We start from the raw sequence: 17734 nt of genomic DNA, 5'->3' as shown, positions 1-17734 counted from the left end.
TAATATATGGCTACAGAACTGGATAAAGTAGAAGTTGTTACAGTAGGCGTTGGCTGGACCGGCGGCATCATTGCTGCAGAGCTCACCAAACAAGGAGTAAACGTTGTAGGTCTTGAGAGAGGAAGAGACCGGTCAACAGAAAATTATCAACATGTTCACGATGAATATCGGTATGCTATTCGTTATGATTTGATGCAAGATCTATCAAAAGAAACCGTAACATTTCGAAATCATAGGGACGAACGCGCACTCCCCATGCGCCAATTAGGCTCTTTCCTACTTGGTGAAGGGGTTGGTGGATCAGGTGTCCATTGGAACGGACAAACGTGGCGTTTCCTGCCATATGATCTTGAAATTAAGACCATGACCGACGAAAAGTACGGACCGAATAAACTGGGTGATGAGTATACCCTACAAGACTGGGGGATTTCCTATGATGAATTAGAACCTTATTTTTATAAGTTTGAAGAAATGGCTGGTATCAGTGGCGACGGGGACTCAATGCCAATGAGCGCACCAAGGAATAACCCGTATCCAACACCAGCAATGAAGGAAACACCGATTACGCAGCGTTTTAAAGATGCGGCTCGTAATTTAGATTTACAGCCTTTTCATATTCCTTCTGGTAACATGTCAGAAACCTATGAAAACCCGGATGGCCAGACGATAGCTCAATGTCAGTATTGCGGTTTCTGTGAGCGTTTCGGATGTGAATATGGCGCCAAGTCTTCGCCAAATGTGACCGTACTTCCAACAGCTCGGGAAACAGGAAATTTCGAGTTACGAACACATGCTAACGTAACTGAGGTGATGTACGATGGCAATCGGGCAACAGGTGTCAAATATATGGATCTGCAAACCGGAGAAGAATTTATTCAACCAGCAGATATCGTTGTCTTAACAAGCTATGTGATGAATAATGTCCGTTTGCTATTAAACGCAGGCATCGGTACTCCTTATGATCCAGAAACGAGAACAGGCGTGATTGGTAAAAATTATTGCTATCAAATCTTACCTGGTGCTACAGGTTTCTTTGAAGAAGAAAAATTCAATACGTATATGGGCGCAGGAGCCCTGGGAGCTGCTGTCGATGAGTACAATGGTGATAATTTTGACCATTCCGATTTAGACTTTATACATGGTGGCGTTGCCAAGATTGCCCAAACCGGACAGCGTCCTATTAATAACAATGTCGTCCCTAACGACACACCGAATTGGGGACAGGAATTTAAATCCCAATCGATAAATTACTATCACCGTAGTTTAAACGTTGGCTGCGAGGGTGCATCCATGCCTCATCGCAACAATTATTTAAGTCTGGATCCGGATTACACGGATATATTTGGATATCCACTTCTTCGTTTAACTTATGACTATACAGAGCAAGATAGAAACCTGCATGATTATCTCGCTGGTAAATGTGCAGATATTATGAAGGAAATGGGCGCAGATATAGTTGAACCAAGTGAAATGACAGACCATTACAACATTGTCCCATATCAAACAACCCATAATACCGGTGGAGCTATCATGGGAGCCGACCCTGAAAACTCAGCGGTTAATAATTATTCGCAAATGTGGGATGTGGACAATCTATTTGTTATTGGCGCTTCAGCATTCGCGCATAATGGAGGCTATAATCCAACAGGTACAGTAGGTGCTCTAGCATACCGGGCAGCAGAGGGCATCATGCAGTTCAGAGAAGAAGATGGCCAGCTTGTTGAAGGGAAAAAGAACAGCAAGATGACGTAAGAATGCCTGACATTTCAAAACGAAAGGAGATAGCAATATGGGCTTTACAAATATAGGCATACCGGGCTTAATTCTCATTGTAATCCTTGCTTTAATTATTTTCGGGCCGAAAAAACTTCCCGAGATCGGGTCTGCATTTGGGCAGACGCTTTCGGAATTTAAGAGATCTGCGACGAGTCTGATAAGTGATGAAGAACCTAAAGTAGAAGTAAAAGAAGATGGGAAGTATGATTCTCAGGCTGAGAAGACGGATTAGGAGTGTGGGAGGAAAATAGTCTAAATCGAAGCGAACAGTTGGTGCTGTTCGCTTTTTTGGGTTGTTTTCCGATTGATATGCGGTCTCTCCCGTTTCGGTGCTGATCTCTCCCGGTTTGACGTTCTGTCTCCCGATTTAGTGCTGCTCTCTCCCGGTTCGACGTTACTCTCTCCAGGTTCGGATATGTCTCTCCCGATGTGAGTCGACGTTAAAAATCACTGGTCAAGGAACAACGGAATGCCTTAAAACAAGATAAGGAGATGCTGCCAGGCCATGAGATTTTATACTAATGAATATCCAAGAACCATTTTAAAACATAAAAAACTCCCTCTATTCAGAAGGAGCTTCATTACAATAGGATTTAAGAAGCGGCGCGACGTTGAATGGCGTCTAAACGCTTGTTGTTTGTCGCAATAATGTAAATAACGATCCCCCAAATAATAACCGCGATAATCGATCCAATGTTGAAAATCCCCTTTTCGGCTGTCCACATAATCGAATAACCTATGGAACCTAACAACAATGAATAATAGAAAAACGGGAGAAGCGTTTTTCGAATAACGTCTCCTTCTTTCCCTACAAGCCCAACAACCGCTGATGCTGCGACAACGTTATGCACACAAATCATATTTCCAGCTGCACCACCAACTGCTTGAAGTGCAACCATCCACGTCGCGTCACCACCGATGCGCTCGCCTACCCCGAATTGGAAAAGGGAGAACATCATGTTACTAACCGTATTACTGCCAGCAACAAATGCGCCGAGCCCTCCAACGAACGTTGCAAAGATTGGATACATAGATCCCGCAAGATTTGCAACACCTTCTGCTAAAGCTAGCGGCATTTCTTGATAACCAGCCGCTCCGCCGTCTGAGTTAAGAAACACCTGCACCATAGGAACAGTAAAGATAAGAGCCGACCCAGCAGCAATCATTGTTTTACCGGAGTCTTTCCAGGCTCTAGCGAATTCCATGGCTCTCATCCCGTGCATATAGTATGTGAATACTGCAACAACGATAAAAATAAATCCCGGGGAAAATAGAATTTCCCAGCTGGAGGTTATTTCTGTCCCAAAAATATTAGGAACCGTTATCGTGCCAGCCTTAAGCCAATCTCCAACTACGGTTAGCCTTGAAATCAATAAAAGTGCGGCAATCAAAACGTATGGAGCCCATGCGCGCCACATGCTTATTTTACCTGCATAAATATCACTATGTTTAAGTTCAACTCGCCCGGTCCACGTTGGATCCCAGCGGTCTTTTGATTCGAAGTCCCAAATTTCGTCTTCCTTTGGCATTAGGAAACCCCTTTTGGCAGCTGGAATTACAATTGCCAATCCAACTAAGCCACCAATCATTGCAGGAAACTCAGGTCCTAATAAATTTGCAACAATAACATATGGTATCGTCATCGCGAGGGATGCAAAGATTGCGAACTTCCAGACCTTTAACCCTTCACTGAATGATTTATTCTTCCCAAAAAATCGTGTTAAGATAGCGACTAAAAATAACGGAATTAATAGTCCCGCAATGGTATGAAGCAAGGCCGCCTTACCAGCAACACTAAATACGAAGCCGGACACATCAGTGATTTGGGCGAGCGGCTCAACTCCTGTTCCCACTCCCACAATCATTGGCGTTCCAACTGCTCCAAATGATACTGGTGTACTTTGGATAACCATGCCGGAGACAACAGCTGCCATCGCCGGAAATCCAAGTCCAACCAATAATGGCACTGCAACAGCTGCAGGTGTACCAAATCCTGCTGAACCTTCAATAAATGAACCAAACAGCCATGCAATGATAATTACTTGAATACGCCGGTCAGGGGTAATATCTGTAAAACCGCGACGAATAGTATGAAGCCCTCCGCTTTCTTGCAGTGTGTTTAACAGTAAAATAGCGCCAAAAATAATAAATAAAAGTGTAACAGCAACGATCAGACCATGAACAGATGCAGCAGCTACTTTGGGAAAGGCTACATCCCAAACGAAAAGAGCCAGTAAAACAGCGACAATGTAGGAAAGCGGCATGGCCTTACTCGCTGGCCATTTAAGTCCAACTAAAAAAACAGCAACAACGATAATTGGAAGCAAGGCCAGAATAGCTAATATTCCACTACTCATTTTAAAATCCCTCCCTTTTACATATTTTTTATATAAAACAATACGTATGTCTGCCTATAACAAGCAGGAAAAATATTGTTTAATAACCAAAATAAAGTCAACCCTGTTTTACTGGATTACGAAGCTCACCAATTTCAGCAATTTTACAGTTGATTTCATCTCCATCTTTCATCATTTCAGCGCCGAGCGGACTGCCAGTTAAAATAACATCCCCCGCTTCCAGCGTCATCACACTGGAAAGGTAAGCAATCATCTTTCTCATGGAAAAAATCATAAGTGCTGTTGTGCTATCCTGTTTCTTGTCACCGTTTAAATATGCTTCAACTTTGACATTATCAGGGTCGAGTTCAGTTTCGATGTATGGTCCGAGCGGTGTAAACGTGTCAAATGATTTTCCTACCATCCAATGTCCATCTTCATGGAAAAATTGCGGTGCCGTTACATCATTGGCTACCGTATAACCAAAAATATAGTCTGTAACCTCTTGTTCAGTAAGGTTACTCGCGCGTTGCCCAATCACTACTGCAAGCTCTGATTCAAATTTCACTTCTTCAACTTTTCTTGGTAAAACTATAGCTTCTCCACTTCCAATAACAGAGGAAACTGGTTTATAAAAAAACACTGGAATCTCAGGTAATTCAGAGGGTAAGTCATCCGTTTTACCGACATAATTTGCACCAATTCCAATTACGTGTTTCGGTATAAGCGGTGCCAATAATTTAATCTCAGAATAGCTGTGGATTACTTCTGTATGGTTCCAACCTGTAAATATGTCTCCTTCAATTTGTTTGATACCATTGTCTGTTGCGATTCCTTGCAAAACTCTTTCATCCATCTGTTTTTTAAATCTAGCGAATTTCATTGTTTTCACTCCTCAAGCTCCAGTTCTTAAGAGATGGGTCAAGTGGCCCGTCTCTCAGGCTATTATACTTCTACTGTCTTCCATTCTTGCTTCACTTCTACACAGCGACCAGGGCTTGGAAATAGTTTACCGGGATTTAATAGATCCTCGGGATTAAATACAGCACGTATATCCGTTTGCGCAGCCATTTCCTCGTCACTGAAGATAAAACGCATTTCCGCTGACTTTTCGATCCCTACACCGTGTTCACCAGTAATCGAACCGCCAATATCGGCACAAACTTTCAAGCATTCCGAACCCGCTTTTGAAGCTCGTTCACTTTGCCCGGGAATACTTGCATCGAATAAAATAAGCGGATGAAGATTCCCATCCCCTGCATGGAAAATGTTTGCAATACGAAGCTCATACTTCAGACTAATTTCGGAAATTTTTGCAAGCACTTCAGGCAAACGTGTTCTAGGAATAACACCATCTTGTACGAGGTAGTCAGGAGAGATTGCCCCCATTGCACCAAATCCCATCTTGCGGTTTGCCCACCAAAGTCCTCGCTCTGCTTCATCTTTAGCCACTTTTACCTCACGTACATTATTATTTTGACAAACGTCAAGAATTTCATCGATTTGATCATCAATTCCAGCCGCGATTCCATCAACTTCAATAAGCAAAAACGCAGCAATATCTCTCGGGTGCCCAACCGGATAAGCGGCGGATTCAACACCTTCGATGGCTATAGAATCCATCATTTCAAGTGCGGCTGGAATAATACCAGCAGAAATAATATCTGAAACAGCTTGGCTTGCATCATTAATATCATCATAATAAGCAAGAACGGTTTTCTTACCTTCAGGGGTTTTTAACACCTTCACCGTAACTTTTGTCACAATGCCAAGCGTCCCCTCTGAACCAGTCAAGAGCCCAAGTAAATCGTATCCCGGACGATCTGGAACCCCGTCCTCACCTATTTCAATAATTTCACCACTAGGAAGAACGATCTCAAGCCCCAAGATATGATTTGTCGTAACGCCATATTTTAAACAGTGAGCACCACCCGAATTTTCAGCAACATTGCCACCAATTGTGCATGCATATTGGCTTGAAGGGTCTGGTGCGTAATAATAGCCTTTGTCTGAAATAGATTGTGTCAACTTTAGGTTAATATAGCCAGGCTCAACAACTGCTTTTCTATTTTCCAAGTCAAGATGGAGCATCTTCTTCATCCGAACCAGACTAATTAGGACTTCACCTCCGAGCGGGGTTGCGCCTCCGCTCAAGCCTGTTCCAGCCCCACGCGCGATATAAGGAATTTCTACTTTATTTAAGTATTTCACAACATCTGAAACCTGTTTTGTATTCCTCACAAAAACAACCGCTCTTGGCATCCCTTTTGACATCGTATAGCCGTCACATTCATATGAAATGAGATCTTCTTTTAAATAAAGAACTTCACTCTCGCCAACAATATTGATTAATTGCTGAACAACAGCATCAGGTTTTTGCTTTTTACGCTTTTTTCCAAACAAACCTTTCACATCCTTTTTTAATTAAGATTGCACGAGTTTGGCCTGCTCACTTTTCTCTTTTTCATAAGCCCAATCAAGCAGTTGTACGGTATGAACAACCTTTTCACTTCTACCATATTTTTTAACCCCCATTGCGATTTGCAGCATACAACCGGGATTACCCATTGAAATCATGTCAATATTTTCAGGAACATCGTCCACCTTACGCTCAAGAAGTGCCCCTGCCATCTCAGGATGTGTAAGGTTATAGATTCCTGCACTTCCACAGCATCTGTCAGCATCAGGTAAATCTACCATTTCCACGCCTGGTATTTCATTTAAAAGTTGGCGAGGTTCAAAGCGTATACCCTGCCCGTGCGCTAGATGACACGCGTCATGGTACGTAATTTTTGTATTAACTTCTGCTTTTGGACGTTTAAAATCATTGTCATACAGGAACTTAGAAACATCTTCAATTTTCGCTGAAAAATCTTCTGCTAAAGGGAGCATTTCAGGGTCATTTCTGAATAATTCATTATATTCCTGAAGTGCACATCCACAGCCTGCAGCATTTACAAGGACTTTGTCATAATCTTTAAAGGCCTCAATATTTTGTTTGGCGAGTTCTTTCCCTGTTTCTCTTTCACCGGCATGAATATGAAGAGCCCCACAACACCCCTGTTGTTTCGGAAGACCAACTTCAAACCCGTTATGTGTGAGAACGCGAATGGTCGCTTCGTTAACATCACTGAACATGACGTCCATGATACATCCTGTCAGCATGCCAACCCGTTGCTTTTTCTCTTCTTCAGCAGGCACGATCTCTGGATATCTGCCAAGTACAGGTTTTTCAACTTTCGGGAGAATGGATTCCATATCTTTCAAGTGTGTTGGCATTACATTTAGCAATCCTGTTTTTCTAACTACACTTTGCATACCGCTTTTTTGGTAAAACCGCATAAAAGACCCAAGCATATTCATACGATTCTGATACGGAAAAAAGCCGTTCAAAGCTGTCTTACTAAGCATACCTGTAAGACCTGTTAAAGGCATCGCTTGGCGAATTTGTCCACGAGCTTCTTCAATCAGCCCACCGACTTGGACGTCTGCCGGACATGCTGTTTCACAAGCACGGCAATCAAGACAATCAAAAACGGGTTTGGAAAAAGCTTCATTAATATCAATTTTTCCTTTCCCAACTGCTTCAATTAAATAAACGCGTCCTCTTGGTGAATGCTGTTCTTCACCTGTTTCTTGGTAAGTGGGACAAGCTTCAAGGCACATGCCACAGTGAACACAGTCTGCCCATTTATTTTCATCGGGAATATCCTCCCCAAGATAGTTTCCTAACGTCTTTGTTTGACAGGCTGGCCCATTTTCCAAGAGATTCACCAGGTTAGCAGATTCTTTTTCACCCACACTCATTTATATACCTCCTACAAAACGTTGTCGATTTAGGTTTCCCTTAGGGTCGTTCGTTCGTTTAATACCTTCCAGCAAAGCAAAATAAGATGGTTTTTCACCCCAAACATTAACCAACTCTCTTAACTTAAATGGTAAATGTGTACAAACAGCATATCCATTCCTTTCTTCTGCCTTTGACCTTAGTGCCTTAATATATAAAACAATATTTTCAGGAAATCCCTTTATAAATATCCTCGAAATACCATGACCTACACCACCATGCGCTTCAACGGAAACTTGATATACTTTAGAAAGTTGCTCAGCTGTTTCCAAGATAACGGGAACATCTAAATTATTACTTCCAATTTTCAATGCAGCTTGTGTATCCGCTTCGTTCTTTTCATCATTGTACCCATTGGGTCCAATATGGCGAAATCTTTCCCACCATTGTCTTGCTTCTTCCGCGTGTAATACAGAATGTTCCACTTCACCTGGCAAATGTTCATCTACCCAATTCTCCTGATCGAGAACAGCATTTTCTCGGTCTTCAAATGAAATGGCAAGTGTATAGTGATTTTTGCCAGTCATCTTTTCAGCAACAGAAGGATTTAAAAGTTCAATAGATACCGGTTCCATCATTGAATCGAGGATGAACACAGAGAATTCACGAATCTTTTGTTCATTACCTTTAGGGAAATACAGAAGAGACAACCCCTCATATTTCGGGAGCGGACGTAACTTAATCGTGATTTCACTAATGACACCAAGCGTTCCCATTGACCCGATGAAAAGTTTATTCATGTCATAACCCGCGACGTTTTTCACAACTTTACCACCTGTACGGATAACGTTTCCGTCTGCGTACACGATTCGTGTTCCGATAACCAAATCTCTGGCAGATCCATAAAGCAGTCGTTTCGCCCCGCTGTCATTCGCTGCAATAATGCCGCCAATCGTTGCCATCTCAGGCCAGGGAGCGTCAAGCGCTACACGCTGCCCTTTTTTGCCTACTTCATCTGTAATTTCTTTTAACGTCGTTCCAGGTTTCACCGTTAATGTCAGGTCTCCAGCTGAATGCTCCACAATACCTTTGTATTTGGCAAGCGATAATAGAATATCTGCCTGTTCAATCGCCCCTCCGTATCCTCGTTTCGTACCACCTGAAACAATATTGACCGTTTTATCGTATTTATTCGCATATTCAAGGACTTTTGAAATGTCTGCTTCAGAATGGGCCTCCATGATTTGCATACCGCCATTTCCAAGCGGATGCCTTGTTTCATGGCTTGGCTTCATTTGTACTTTCGGCAAAAGTCCTGCTAGATCCGGAGAAACCATGTTGCCATACCCCCTTTGGTTTTTGGTTGAGAAATCGCTTAGCTCTTGTAAATATCTATGCTTCTAAAATGATTTGATCACTTAATGAAATCGTTTCCATTAAATGGATTAACATATCAGTACCGTACCTATTTATAGCGGTTCTTTATTCTATTAAATCACTGTACTATATCTAGGTCAACACACTGTTTCAAAAAATCAGAAATATCATTATATATTTATAGAATAGTAGGGACTGGCTGCATACGGAAGCAACAGCCCCATTAACCTATTCCTATAGACGAGGCGTGAGTCACCTCCCCCCTATCACGATTTTAGTACATGTGCACTTTCTTTTACTTCTTGACGTCGACGGTGAAGAATTGGCTCTGTGTAGCCGCTTGGCTGATCTTTTCCTTTAAATACAAGGTCGCAAGCTGCTTGGAATGCGATCGAGTCATCGAAGTTAGGCGCCATTGGACGGTATAGTACATCTCCTGCATTTTGCCCGTCAACAATTTTAGCCATGCGCTTCAGCGTATTTAATGTTTGCTCCTCTGTACAAATACCATGGTGCAGCCAGTTTGCTATCATTTGGCTGGAAATGCGCAAAGTAGCTCGGTCTTCCATAAGCGCAACATTGTTAATGTCAGGAACTTTGGAACAGCCCACACCTTGCTCAACCCAACGAACAACGTATCCAAGTAATGTCTGTGCACTGTTATCAAGCTCTTCCTGTATTTCCTCTGCCGACCAGTTTGGATTTTCTGCAACTGGAATTTGCAAAATTTCATCACGGTAATCTTTTACTTCGTTTGCTAGTTCTTCTTGCACTTTTCTTACATCAATTTCATGATAGTGAAGTGCATGCAGTGTTGCTGCCGTTGGTGATGGAACCCAGGCTGTGTTCCCACCTGCCTGTAAATGCCCTCTCTTCTCTTTAAGCATCGCATCCATCAAATCTGGCATGGCCCACATTCCTTTACCAATTTGTGCTTTCCCTTTCAAACCAGCAGCTAAGCCAACACGTACGTTATTTTTCTCATAGGCATTCAGCCAAGTGGATGATTTCATCTCACCTTTACGAATCATCGGACCTGCTTCCATTGATGTATGGATTTCGTCACCTGTACGGTCTAAGAAACCTGTATTAATGAAAACAATTCTTTCTTTTACCTCATTAATACTATTTTTCAAATTCAAGCTGGTACGGCGTTCTTCATCCATTAAGCCGATTTTCAGTGTATTGCGCTTCATATCAAGCATATCTTCTACACGATTAAATAATTCATTTGCAAAAGCAGCTTCTTTTGAACCATGCATCTTCGGCTTAACAATATACACAGAGCCTTCCTTCGAATTTTGCAATGGTCCATTGCCTAAGAGGCCGTGTTTAGCCATCAAGCTTGTAAACACACCATCCATAATACCCTCAGGAACTTCTTGCCCGTTTTCATCTAGAATCGCATTGTTTGTCATTAAGTGACCAACATTACGGATAAACATAAGCACACGGCCGGATAGTATGACATCTTCGCCGTTCGGGCCTATGTAAGTACGGTCAGAGTTCAATGTACGTGTCACTTCTTTTCTTTCTTTTGTGAATACAGATGTTAAATCCCCTCTGCTAAGACCAAGCCAGTTGCGGTATACGAGTGTTTTATCCTCTGCGTCTACAGCCGCAACGGAATCTTCACAGTCCATAATGGAGGAAGTAGCAGACTCTAGGTAAATATCTTTCACGCCCGCCTCATCCGTTTTTCCAATCGAGTGATTTCGGTCGATTTGGATTTCAAAATGTAATCCGTTATTTTTCAGCAAGACAGCACTGGGATCTTCCGCTTGCCCCTGGTAGCCAGCAAATTTAGAAGCATCTATCAGTTCCGTTGTGTCACCGTTTTTAAGTGTGACTTCAAATTTCCCATTAACGATTGCATAATATGTTGCTTCTGTATGTGAGGAACCCTTAAGTGGTACATGTTCATCTAGAAAGTTTTTAGCAAAAGCTATGACTTTTTCACCGCGCACAGGATTATATGAACCTTTTTTCTCGGCCCCTCCTTCCTCACTTATTACATCTGTTCCGTACAATGCATCATAAAGTGATCCCCAACGTGCGTTAGCAGCATTGATTGCATAGCGCGAATTGTCAATCGGTACAACAAGTTGCGGCCCAGCCTGAAGTGTAATAACATCATCAATATTATCTGTCGTTATGTTAAAATCATCAACACGCGGCTCCAAGTAGCCGATATGCTCCAAGAATGCTTTGTACGTATCAGAGTCAAACGTTTGGTTTTCTTTATGCCATGTATCAATTTGCTTTTGAAATTCCTCGCGTTCTACTAACAATGCTTTGTTCTTTGGAGTCAAATCAGAGATAAGCTCCCCCAAATCTGTCCAAAACGTTTCATTGTCAAGACCTGTTTCCGGTAACGCTTCCACATTCACAAAATCATAAAGCTCTTTTGCAACCTGAATACTTCCCTTTTTTACGTAATCCACCATTCATCATACCTCCACTTCCTTCATTCTACTTCTATTCTATTACAGAGCGGTGTAAAAACAAAAATACATTTTTTGCATGAACGTTATTCCTTTTGGCTATACCTTGTAGTATAATAGAGGAAAAATTACAAAATATTGTCTTGAAAGGGTGCCTATCATGGAAATAAGACAGATAGAATATTTTGCAGAAGTTGCGAAACAGTTGAACTTTACAAGAGCCGCATCCATCCTTCATATTTCTCAGCCGTCATTAAGCAAGACAATTAAAAACCTTGAGGCCGAACTCGGTGCTCCGCTTTTTTATAGAGGGGCTAATCAATTGGATCTAACGGATGCAGGTCAAGCCCTTTTAGTAAATGCGAAACATGTACTGCATGCGTTTGAAAATTTAACATCTGAACTAAATGATGTCATTGATTTGAAAAAAGGTGAAATTAAAATTGGAATCCCCCCTATTATAGGTGCTGCATTTTTTTCAAAATTAATCAGCCAATACAAAGAAGCTTATCCTTCCATTGAATTGATCTTAACTGAAGTAGGCAGTAACAAAATTAAACATGGCGTTGATGAAGGCACACTTGACATTGGTTTAGTATGTAATGTGCCCATTCGAAAAGGAAACTTTGAAACTGTTAAACTATTAAAGGATCCCCTAATGCTTATTGTGCATAAAGACAATCCTTTAGCTAAAAAAGATACAATCGACTTTTCACATATCAAAAAAGAGCCATTTATTTTGTACCGGAATGATTTCTCCCTGCATGACAGTATTATTGAAGCTTGCGAAAAACACGACTTTTATCCAAATATCGTCTGTGAAAGCTCGCAAAAAGACTTTATGGTTGAAATGGTTGAAGCAAAGTTAGGTGTTGCTTTATTACCGAGTAAAATTTGTAACCAGATTAACAACGAAAAAATTATCGCCATTCCTTTTAACAGACCTGTTGTTAATTTGGAGTTAGGCATGATTTGGAGAAAAAACACCTACTTACCGTTCGCTGTACGTGAATTTATCGCCATGTCGGAATTGTTTACGATTTAATATATTATATATGGATTGGCTAAGGTGTGGTAAACAAATTAACAAAACATTGAAAGAGTATGGCCCTTCAAGGTTTTGTAGAATCATAATCTTTTTTCAATTTATCTAAAATACTGTACTTATTATGAGGATCCAACTCCTCAATACTGACTATATGTCCAATATCCATTCCGATAGTTCAATCATTTATTAGAAACTCAGGACTCACCAAACCAATGTTTCCATTGACAGTATAAAAAATTAAATTTATACTATACTTATAAATAAGGAACCGAGTAGCATCAACTACCCGGTACCGGCAACTACAACTGCATCAAGAGCAGTTGGCCAACTTTCTTGTTGTTTACCTGAGAAGTAACCGCTAGCCTTGGTCTAGGAGCGGTTATTTCTTTTTATCAGGTAAACGACAATAGTCACAACAAAAGTCAAATTAGCAATTTGGAGTAATCCAAATTGAGCTAACAGACTCAGTGTTTCATATGTCGTCATTCCCTGCCACCTCCTCTCTTGAGGACTTAAAAAGAGGAAATGGCCAACCGCTCACAATACCTATGTAGTTGCTGATATTATTTTAACATATCTTTTCATAGATTAGTAGTAATAAAGAATAAATGTTCGATGAATTATTCCCCATATCACAAATATAATTAACAAAACCTTGAAAGAGCATACCCTTTCAAGGTTTTATTAAAATCTCAATCATTATTTTTCATCTAATCTATAATCCTGTTGTGGATCAAACCCACCTCGTAGTAATAACCTTCTTCCGCGTATAAAAATTAAGCCCATCTTTCCCATTCGCATGCAAATCCCCATAAAACGAATCTTTCCAGCCAGCAAATGGGAAGAATGCCATTGGCGCCGGCACACCAATATTTACACCGAGCATCCCTGCATCAATCGTTTCACGGAATTGGCGGACACTGCCTCCATCATTTGTAAATATACACGCACCATTTGCAAAGCGTGATTTATTTGTTAGGTCAACAGCAGAATCAAGATCCTTGACTCGGGCAATAGATAGAATAGGTGCGAACATTTCATCCTGCCAAATTTTCATTTCCGTCGTTACATTGTCAAAAATAGTCGGTCCTACAAAATAACCTTCACGTTGCGCATCTTTATCGCTACGTCCATCACGAACGAGTTTAGCTCCTTCTCTTTCTCCCGTTTCAATATAATTTAACGTTTTCTCTTTATGATTCTCACGGATAACCGGTCCCAGGAAAACACCTTCATCCAGACCGTTACCAATTTTAATTTCATTTGTTTTTTGTGTAAGCTGTTCAATGAATTCATCCGCAACTGATTCCTCAACAGCAACAACGGAAGCTGCCATGCAACGTTCTCCAGCTGAACCAAACGCAGCATTAAGAATTTGTGTTGTTGCATTATCCAGGTTTGCGTCAGACAATACGATGGAGTGGTTCTTAGCTCCTGATAATGCCTGCACACGCTTCAAATTGTCTGTACCACGTTTATATACATACTCAGCAACTGGCTGCGAACCAACAAAAGAAATTGCCGCTACATTTTCATGATCAAGCAGACCATTCACCACATCATGTGCACCATGAACAATATTGAATACACCGTTTGGCAATCCTGCTTCTTCTAATAATTCAGCTAAACGATTAGCAAGTAATGGCGTACGTTCAGATGGTTTTAGTACGAACGTATTACCAGTTGCAATGGCCATTGGGAACATCCAAGCTGGGACCATCATCGGGAAATTAAATGGCGTAATTCCGCCGACAACCCCGATTGGATACTGATAAACACCTGATTCAAGTCCATTAGCAATGGATGGCAATTGTTCTCCCATCATTAAGGATGGTGCGCCTGCAGCAAATTCAACATTCTCAATACCTCGTTGTACTTCCCCTTGTGCTTCTTTAAAGCTTTTTCCGTTTTCAATGGTTACAATTTCAGCCAACTCATCCCAGTGATCTACGAGTAATTGTTGATATTTAAATAAAATACGTGCGCGTTTTGGAACTGGTACCTCTTTCCAGGTTTGAAAGGTTTCAGAAGCAACGTTTACTGCTTGATCCACATCATCCAATGAGGAGATCGGTACATGTGCGATAACTTCTCCTGTTGCCGGATTATATACGGATTCTGTTTTATCCGATTTTGCTTCAACCCATTCTCCACCTACATAGTTTTGAACTGTTTTTACTTTTGTTTGACTCATTTAAATAACCTCCAAAAATTATAATGATTGCGCTGCTATTTCTCTATCATTCAATAAGGAGTTTGGATCCTTATACTCCACTACATGAGAGTCTGCAACAGCTTTATATGTTACATACCCATCCATCGTATTAATTCCCTTTAAAATAGCTTCATCTTCTAAACTTGCTTTAACATATCCCTTGTTGGCAATTTTGAGTGCATATGGGAGAGTAACATTTGTTAATCCAAGTGACGATGTTCTTGGAACCGCTCCAGGCATATTCGCTACAGCATAATGAACGACTCCATGTTTCTCGTAAGTCGGACTATCATGGGTGGATATTTTATCAGCCGTTTCAAAAATCCCCCCTTGATCAATAGCAACATCTACGATAACCGATTTTTCCTTCATTGCCTTTACCATGTCTTCCGATACCAATTTTGGTGCTTTTGTTCCCGGGATTAATACAGCTCCAATAACAAGATCAGATTCCGCTACGGCTTCAGCTATATTAAAAGGATTTGATATAACGGTGTTAACTTGATTCCCGAATAGATGATCCAACTCTCGCAATCTATTGGCATTCAGATCAATAATAGTTACTTCCGCCCCTAATCCAAGGGCAATACGAGCTGCGTTTGTTCCTACAACTCCACCACCAATGACAGTTACCTTTCCTCTTTTAACACCAGGGATACCACTTAAAAGAATTCCCTTTCCGCCCTTTGTTTTTTCTAAAAATTGAGCGCCAATTTGGGTTGCAATTCTGCCGGCAACCTCACTCATTGGTGCAAGTAACGGCAGGGAGCCATCTTTGTCCTGAATGGTTTCATATGCGATACTTACTACCTTCGAATCCATAAATGCCTTCGTTAAAGCTGGCTCAGCAGAAAGATGAAGATAAGTAAGTAATAGTAATCCAGGATAAAAATAGTCATATTCTTCCGGGAGTGGTTCTTTTACTTTCATAACCATTTCCTGAGACCATACCTCTTCCGAATCTTTTACAATCTCAGCCCCCGACACCTGATATTCTTCATCACTGAAACCTGACCCACCTCCAGCTTGACTTTCTATTACAATCTTGTGCCCCGAATTTACAAGTGTATAGACACCAGAGGGAGATATTGCCACCCTGTTTTCATTGTTTTTTATTTCCCGCGGTATACCAATCTTCATTTATATCCCTCCATATTACAGCAGATTAAAACTCACTCACCTTAAGCTTCGTTATCTTTAAAAACTTTTTTTACGACATCAATAATGAATTCCAAATCATCATCTGTACTCGACAGTGGTGGACATAACGTTAGTATATTATTATAGCCCGCAACCGTATCTCCGTTTTTCCCAATGATCAATCCATTCGCTTTACAGTCTCCAATAATTTTTCCGATTCGTTCTGTGGATGCCGGCTCTTTTGTATTTTTATCTTTGACTAATTCAATCCCCATTAAAAAGCCCAAACTGCGAATATCCCCCACATACGGATGACTTCTTAGTTCTTCAAGCTCTTGCTGAAGTCGGTCACCTAATACAGCTGCTCTATCTGTTAGATTTTCTCGTTCCATAATTTCAATGTTTTTCAAAGCGACGGCACAAGACGTAGGGTTTCCTCCAAATGTATTAACATGACGGAAATGACTATTTTCCTCACTTGCTTTAAATGATTCGTACAAATCCTTACGTACAGCTGTGACTGATAATGGCAGGTAAGCACTTGTAAGACCTTTTGCCATCGTAATAATATCTGGCTTAATATCAAAGTGCATATGACCGAATGCTTTACCAGTTCTACCAAAACCGCAGATTACTTCATCAATAATTAGTAAAACGCCATGTCGCTTACATATTTTCTCGACTTCTTTCACATATACTGGATCTGGAATTAGCACACCGCCACCGGTGATTAGTGGTTCCATAATAATACCAGCAATGGTCTCTTTTTGCTCCCAAATAATTTTCTCTTCCAGTTCCCTGGCTCTTTGTAAATTGTGTTCCTCAACAGACATTCCTGCAGGCTTCCGGTAATTATCAGGAGGGGCTACATGTAAAAAACCAGAAGAAAGTGGTTCGTATTTGTATTTACGTAATGCCTGGCCCGTTGCAGCCAGTGCACCCATAGAACCACCATGATACGCTCTATAACGTGAAATAAATTTATATCTTGAAGATTCACCATTTTGTTGATGGTATTGCCGGGCGATTTTAAATGCAACCTCATTTGCATCGGATCCACTATTCGAATAAAAGATCATATAGTCATCATCTAACATATCATTTATTTTTTCAGCAAGCTGAATTCCTGGCACATGGCTTTGTGTCATTGATGTATAAGCCATCTTTTTCATTTGTTCGTATGCAACTTGTGCCAACTCCTCACGGCCGTAACCAACGTTTACACACCAAAGTCCAGACATCGCGTCCAGATATTTATTTCCTTGATGATCTGTGATCCAAGAGCCCTCCGCTTCAGACGCAATCATTGGATAGCTTTTTTCATTATACTGGGAAATATGGTGCCATACATTTTCCCGATCCTTTTCATTAAGTAACTGTGCTTCTTGATTTACTGTTTTCATATTCATCCTCTCCTTTCGAAAGATTGATAAAATCAAATCATTAAGAGCCTCGTTGAATTTACTAATTGTCCAACTATTTGTCATTAGCCATATCGGCTCTTCATTTCTTTCCGTATTATTAAATCTTATTTGACAGCGCTTTCTACATCGTTCATAATTAATTATATAGATAATTATTAAGATTTTCACTTTACATTGTGTTACATTA

13 protein-coding genes are annotated in these 17734 nt (G+C 40.9%); 3 read left to right on the top strand and 10 right to left on the bottom strand.

The genetic code is table 11. The annotated features are described in order from the left end of the window. Window positions 1–6: 6 nt before the first annotated feature. On the top strand, window positions 7–1752 hold the full coding sequence (locus KFZ58_RS06190; RefSeq protein ID WP_235793932.1) for a GMC family oxidoreductase: 1746 nt from the start codon (window positions 7–9) through the stop codon (window positions 1750–1752). A gap of 37 nt (window positions 1753–1789) precedes the next feature. After that, window positions 1790–2008, top strand: coding sequence for a twin-arginine translocase TatA/TatE family subunit (locus tag KFZ58_RS06185; protein ID WP_235793931.1), 219 nt, complete (start codon window positions 1790–1792; stop codon window positions 2006–2008). A gap of 361 nt (window positions 2009–2369) precedes the next feature. Here KFZ58_RS06185 and KFZ58_RS06180 read toward each other — a convergent pair whose 3' ends face one another. From KFZ58_RS06180 to KFZ58_RS06155, 6 genes are all read right to left on the bottom strand, one after another. Then, the gene (locus KFZ58_RS06180) at window positions 2370–4133 is read right to left on the bottom strand and encodes an L-lactate permease (RefSeq protein ID WP_235793929.1); all 1764 of its coding nucleotides are present in this window, start codon (window positions 4131–4133) and stop codon (window positions 2370–2372) included. Between the two features lie 97 nt (window positions 4134–4230). After that, entirely contained in the window at window positions 4231–4995 is a 765-nt protein-coding gene (locus KFZ58_RS06175; protein ID WP_235793928.1) for a fumarylacetoacetate hydrolase family protein, read from the bottom strand. 62 nt (window positions 4996–5057) lie between these two features. Next, window positions 5058–6515, bottom strand: coding sequence for an FAD-linked oxidase C-terminal domain-containing protein (locus KFZ58_RS06170; RefSeq protein ID WP_235793927.1), 1458 nt, complete (start codon window positions 6513–6515; stop codon window positions 5058–5060). Window positions 6516–6536: 21 nt separating this feature from the next. Next, entirely contained in the window at window positions 6537–7919 is a 1383-nt protein-coding gene (locus KFZ58_RS06165; RefSeq protein ID WP_235793926.1) for a (Fe-S)-binding protein, read from the bottom strand. Beyond that, window positions 7920–9236: an FAD-binding oxidoreductase gene (locus KFZ58_RS06160; protein WP_235793924.1), complete on the bottom strand. Its 1317-nt coding sequence runs from the start codon at window positions 9234–9236 to the stop codon at window positions 7920–7922. 306 nt (window positions 9237–9542) lie between these two features. Continuing rightward, window positions 9543–11723, bottom strand: coding sequence for a malate synthase G (locus KFZ58_RS06155; protein WP_235793923.1), 2181 nt, complete (start codon window positions 11721–11723; stop codon window positions 9543–9545). A gap of 157 nt (window positions 11724–11880) precedes the next feature. On the opposite strand from KFZ58_RS06155, the gene KFZ58_RS06150 reads away from it, so the two are divergent. Further along, window positions 11881–12765, top strand: a complete 885-nt coding sequence (locus KFZ58_RS06150) for a LysR substrate-binding domain-containing protein (RefSeq protein ID WP_235793922.1) — start codon at window positions 11881–11883, stop codon at window positions 12763–12765. Window positions 12766–13137: 372 nt separating this feature from the next. On the opposite strand, the gene KFZ58_RS06145 is transcribed toward KFZ58_RS06150, so the two are convergent. The 4 genes from KFZ58_RS06145 to KFZ58_RS06130 all read right to left on the bottom strand — a co-directional run bounded on the left by KFZ58_RS06145 (window position 13138) and on the right by KFZ58_RS06130 (window position 17526). Beyond that, window positions 13138–13254: a putative holin-like toxin gene (locus KFZ58_RS06145; RefSeq protein ID WP_235793921.1), complete on the bottom strand. Its 117-nt coding sequence runs from the start codon at window positions 13252–13254 to the stop codon at window positions 13138–13140. Between the two features lie 247 nt (window positions 13255–13501). Further along, on the bottom strand, window positions 13502–14962 hold the full coding sequence (locus KFZ58_RS06140; RefSeq protein WP_235793920.1) for a CoA-acylating methylmalonate-semialdehyde dehydrogenase: 1461 nt from the start codon (window positions 14960–14962) through the stop codon (window positions 13502–13504). An 18-nt stretch (window positions 14963–14980) separates the two neighbouring features. Continuing rightward, window positions 14981–16123 carry an alanine dehydrogenase gene (ald, locus tag KFZ58_RS06135; protein ID WP_235793919.1) on the bottom strand — a complete coding sequence of 381 codons (1143 nt, stop codon included), beginning with the start codon at window positions 16121–16123 and terminating at the stop codon, window positions 14981–14983. 41 nt (window positions 16124–16164) lie between these two features. Continuing rightward, window positions 16165–17526, bottom strand: a complete 1362-nt coding sequence (locus tag KFZ58_RS06130) for an aspartate aminotransferase family protein (RefSeq protein WP_235793918.1) — start codon at window positions 17524–17526, stop codon at window positions 16165–16167. Between the last annotated feature and the right edge of the window lie 208 nt (window positions 17527–17734).

It is taken from the genome of Virgibacillus sp. NKC19-16 (assembly GCF_021560035.1).
Lineage (GTDB): Bacteria > Bacillota > Bacilli > Bacillales > Amphibacillaceae > Virgibacillus_L > Virgibacillus_L salidurans.
The sequence above is the reverse complement of the archived record's forward strand: the minus strand, read 5'-3'. Positions and strand labels throughout refer to the sequence as shown.

What these genes read in the sequence shown, in the direction of transcription:
- KFZ58_RS06155 (WP_235793923.1), bottom strand. Translation starts at nt 11,723, where the DNA reads ATGGTGGATTACGTAAAAAAGGGAAGTATTCAGGTTGCAAAAGAGCTT.
- KFZ58_RS06165 (WP_235793926.1), bottom strand. Translation starts at nt 7,919, where the DNA reads ATGAGTGTGGGTGAAAAAGAATCTGCTAACCTGGTGAATCTCTTGGAA.
- KFZ58_RS06180 (WP_235793929.1), bottom strand. Translation starts at nt 4,133, where the DNA reads ATGAGTAGTGGAATATTAGCTATTCTGGCCTTGCTTCCAATTATCGTT.
- KFZ58_RS06145 (WP_235793921.1), bottom strand. Translation starts at nt 13,254, where the DNA reads ATGACGACATATGAAACACTGAGTCTGTTAGCTCAATTTGGATTACTC.
- KFZ58_RS06185 (WP_235793931.1), top strand. Translation starts at nt 1,790, where the DNA reads ATGGGCTTTACAAATATAGGCATACCGGGCTTAATTCTCATTGTAATC.
- KFZ58_RS06140 (WP_235793920.1), bottom strand. Translation starts at nt 14,962, where the DNA reads ATGAGTCAAACAAAAGTAAAAACAGTTCAAAACTATGTAGGTGGAGAA.
- KFZ58_RS06190 (WP_235793932.1), top strand. Translation starts at nt 7, where the DNA reads ATGGCTACAGAACTGGATAAAGTAGAAGTTGTTACAGTAGGCGTTGGC.
- ald (WP_235793919.1), bottom strand. Translation starts at nt 16,123, where the DNA reads ATGAAGATTGGTATACCGCGGGAAATAAAAAACAATGAAAACAGGGTG.
- KFZ58_RS06150 (WP_235793922.1), top strand. Translation starts at nt 11,881, where the DNA reads ATGGAAATAAGACAGATAGAATATTTTGCAGAAGTTGCGAAACAGTTG.
- KFZ58_RS06160 (WP_235793924.1), bottom strand. Translation starts at nt 9,236, where the DNA reads ATGGTTTCTCCGGATCTAGCAGGACTTTTGCCGAAAGTACAAATGAAG.
- KFZ58_RS06130 (WP_235793918.1), bottom strand. Translation starts at nt 17,526, where the DNA reads ATGAAAACAGTAAATCAAGAAGCACAGTTACTTAATGAAAAGGATCGG.
- KFZ58_RS06175 (WP_235793928.1), bottom strand. Translation starts at nt 4,995, where the DNA reads ATGAAATTCGCTAGATTTAAAAAACAGATGGATGAAAGAGTTTTGCAA.